The sequence below is a fragment of the Halorhodospira abdelmalekii genome, from assembly GCF_016583625.1.
In the GTDB taxonomy this organism is placed as follows: domain Bacteria; phylum Pseudomonadota; class Gammaproteobacteria; order Nitrococcales; family Halorhodospiraceae; genus Halorhodospira; species Halorhodospira abdelmalekii.
Window position 1 is genome coordinate 1 of record NZ_NRRN01000095.1, and the last position, 2,835, is coordinate 2,835.

The following is a 2,835-nucleotide window of genomic DNA, read 5'->3' on the forward strand; positions in this document are numbered from 1 at the left end:
CGATGAACTCCCGCAATTGGGCCTCAGTGTAAAGACGACGATTGCTGTCAGTCCGTGCCGCTGGAATGAGGCGCCCCTCGCGGTCCCAGCGCTGCAGGGTCTTGACCGAAACACCCAGCCGCTTCGCCGCCTTGCCTGTACTCATAGTGTTCTCCATGAGTCAAGAGTACACTATCGCGCATTTTTTGCAAGACTAGAGTCTAGCTCTACGGCTTGAAGCGGGTTGTCCCTGTGGTGATCTTCCTGGATCGGGGTCATGCGCCCTCGGAGTTGTCGTTGAGCGGCGATCAGGCGACCTATCTCCACTTCCACTACTTGTCGTTCGTGTTGCCGCAGTCGCACTATAGTCTTTACCGGGAGAGCGAGAACATCGTGGCGCGGATTTGCCTGCCGCAGATGCAGTGGCAGGGGCGGGATGAGAAGGTCGAGGCGTATGCGGGTGCAGTGGCGGGGGTGATGGAGATGGAGACGAACCCGCGTCGGCAGGAGAAGTACATCGAATATGTCGAGCAGTATGCACGTTTGGATGAGGCGGAGCGCGCGCTCTTTGGGGAGCGTTATCCGCGGGAGGGTAAGCAGGTGGAGACGGTAATCAGTCGGGCACGGAGTGAAGGTGTGCAGGAGGGTCACAAAGAAGGTCGCCAAGAGGAGAGGAGTTCGATGCTGCTGCACTTCCTTGAGCGTCGCTTTGGTGAAAAGGCTAAGGAGTCGTACCGCGAGCGTATAGAGGGAGCTACGATGAGTGAACTGGAGGTGTGGCTCGACCGGTTCCTAGATGCAGAGCGAATCGAAGACGTATTCCTGGATCACTAAGTGACCTGTCTATCGTGGCTGCCATCGGCACCGGCCTCATTAAAGGGCCGGTGCCGTGGTTGGTGAGCCCAGTGGCGATGATGAATCGGAGCCTCAGCGAGTCTCTCGGTAGTGTATGAGAATTGAAGTTCACATGCGCTACTTTTGACCCGGATTCTGCGTGGCGCGACCGACATCGCTTAGAGGGCGCCGATGAGACGGTGCTCTATGGTAGGCGCCACCGGGACGAGGAGTGCGTTACCCTGTTCGGTATGAACGCCAGGACGCATCGAGGGTGAGTGTGGCTCAAGAGATCGATAACACGTACAAGATGCTCTTCTCCTATCCACGGATGGTCAGTGACCTGCTCACCGGTTTCGTCCGGGAGGATTGGGTCAGTCAGCTTGATCTGTCGACCCTGGAGAAGGTCAATGCCTCCTATGTCACGGATGAGGTGCGTTCGCGCCACGACGATGTGGTCTGGCGGGTGCGCTGGGGCGAGGAGTGGCTTTACGTCTACTTGCTGTTGGAGTTCCAAAGTACGATCGACCCGTATATGGCGGTACGGATGTCGGCCTATGTCTCGCTGCTCTATCAGGATCTAATTCGTCAGGAGAAGCTCAGCCAGAACGGATCGCTGCCGCCCGTTCTGCCGTTGGTGCTCTACAACGGGGAGCCGCGATGGTCGGCGGCGACGGATGTTGAGGCGTTGATTGAGCGGGTTCCGGGAGGGTTGGAGCAGTACCGGCTCTCAATGCAGTATCTCTTGCTCGATGAGGGTCATATCCTAGAGCAGGAGGCGAGCGAGGAGCTCAAGAACTTGGTCCATGCGCTGTTTCGGTTGGAGCACAGTCGGGATGAGCAGGATCTGATCCATGTGCTCGCCCAGGTTGTGGCGTGGCTCAAGGCGCCTGAGCAACGGGGGCTACGACGAGCTTTTCTGACTTGGATTCGGCGGGTCTATCTGCGGCGTAAGCATGTGCCGGAGCCCGATCGCAAGCTTATTGATCAAGCGCAGGATTTGGAGGAGGTACACGAGATGTTGGCTGAGCGCGTTGAGAAGTGGCACGAACACTGGAAGCAGGAGGGTCACAAAGAAGGTCGCCAAGAAGGTCGCCAAGAAGGTCGTAAAGAAGGTCGCCTGGAGGCTGGGGGTGAGTTGTTATTGCTTATGCTCACTGACAAGTTTGGCTCGGAGGCGGTGCAGCGGTACCGGGATCGGCTGGAGGGCGCCGAAGAGACGATGCTGCGCACTTGGTCGATTCGCCTGTTGCGGGCAGAGACTATTGATGAGGTCTTCGCCGACGATTAGGAAGCCGCCGGCCGAAACGGCGTATGACGCAGCTTAACGGCTCAAAGATGGGGGACAGGCACTTGCTTGTCCCCAAGATGGGGGACAGGCACTTGCTTGTCCCCTTTTTTGTATTTGTTCTAGGTTTTTCTGTTTCGCATAATGGGTCTTATGTAAAAGAGACACAAGATGGGGGACAGGCACTTGCTTGTCCCCTTTTTTGTACGGGTTGCTCGCGTAGCCACTGCGCCACCTTAATCGCCTGTCCGGCTTCGTCGTAAACTCGCATCCCATGGGCGTTGTAACGCACCACTACGCACACCCCGCGAGCGGCCTGCTCGACCAGCTCACAAGGCCGGTTGTACCCACGGTCCGCTACAACCACGTCGCCCTCTTGCAAGGGGTAGTACTCCAGCCGCTCGCCCTGATGCGTATCCGTCAGCTCGGTGTGCAATAGCCGTAGACGCACCAAGTCGATCGCCATATGCAGCCGATACCAGGTCTCCTTCGCACCGGGGCCTTGAACGGTCGTTCCGTCCACCGCAACGAAGCGCAGGTGCCCAGGCGTTGCAGTGCTCCGCCACTGGCCCATGCACTCCGCCAACAGCGCCTTAATCCAGTAACGTATGGAATAGTCCTCAAGTGGGGGGTGCATTCCACGGGAAGTGGGGTGCCGATTCCACGCGAAGCGGGTGTGCTGTTCCACCGGAAGTGGGGGGGCGATTCCACCGGATGTGGTGGGGCCGTTCCAC

At 58.3% G+C, this 2,835-nt stretch carries 4 protein-coding genes; 2 read left to right on the forward strand and 2 right to left on the reverse strand.

The genetic code is table 11. The annotated features are described in order from the left end of the window. Nucleotides 1-157, reverse strand: a 157-nt coding sequence (locus tag CKO15_RS13330; RefSeq protein ID WP_207124001.1) for a MerR family transcriptional regulator, incomplete at its 3' end; no start/stop codon positions are given. A gap of 119 nt (nucleotides 158-276) precedes the next feature. Between CKO15_RS13330 and CKO15_RS13335 the strand changes: the two genes are divergently transcribed. Both CKO15_RS13335 and CKO15_RS13340 read left to right on the forward strand, forming a co-directional pair. Further along, nucleotides 277-813, forward strand: coding sequence for a DUF4351 domain-containing protein (locus tag CKO15_RS13335; protein WP_207124139.1), 537 nt, complete (start codon nucleotides 277-279; stop codon nucleotides 811-813). Nucleotides 814-1,093: 280 nt separating this feature from the next. Beyond that, nucleotides 1,094-2,104: an Rpn family recombination-promoting nuclease/putative transposase gene (locus CKO15_RS13340; RefSeq protein ID WP_338036072.1), complete on the forward strand. Its 1,011-nt coding sequence runs from the start codon at nucleotides 1,094-1,096 to the stop codon at nucleotides 2,102-2,104. 148 nt (nucleotides 2,105-2,252) lie between these two features. On the opposite strand, the gene CKO15_RS13345 is transcribed toward CKO15_RS13340, so the two are convergent. Next, nucleotides 2,253-2,835 (reverse strand): transposase (locus tag CKO15_RS13345; protein ID WP_207124148.1); only part of this gene is annotated, 583 nt, incomplete at its 5' end.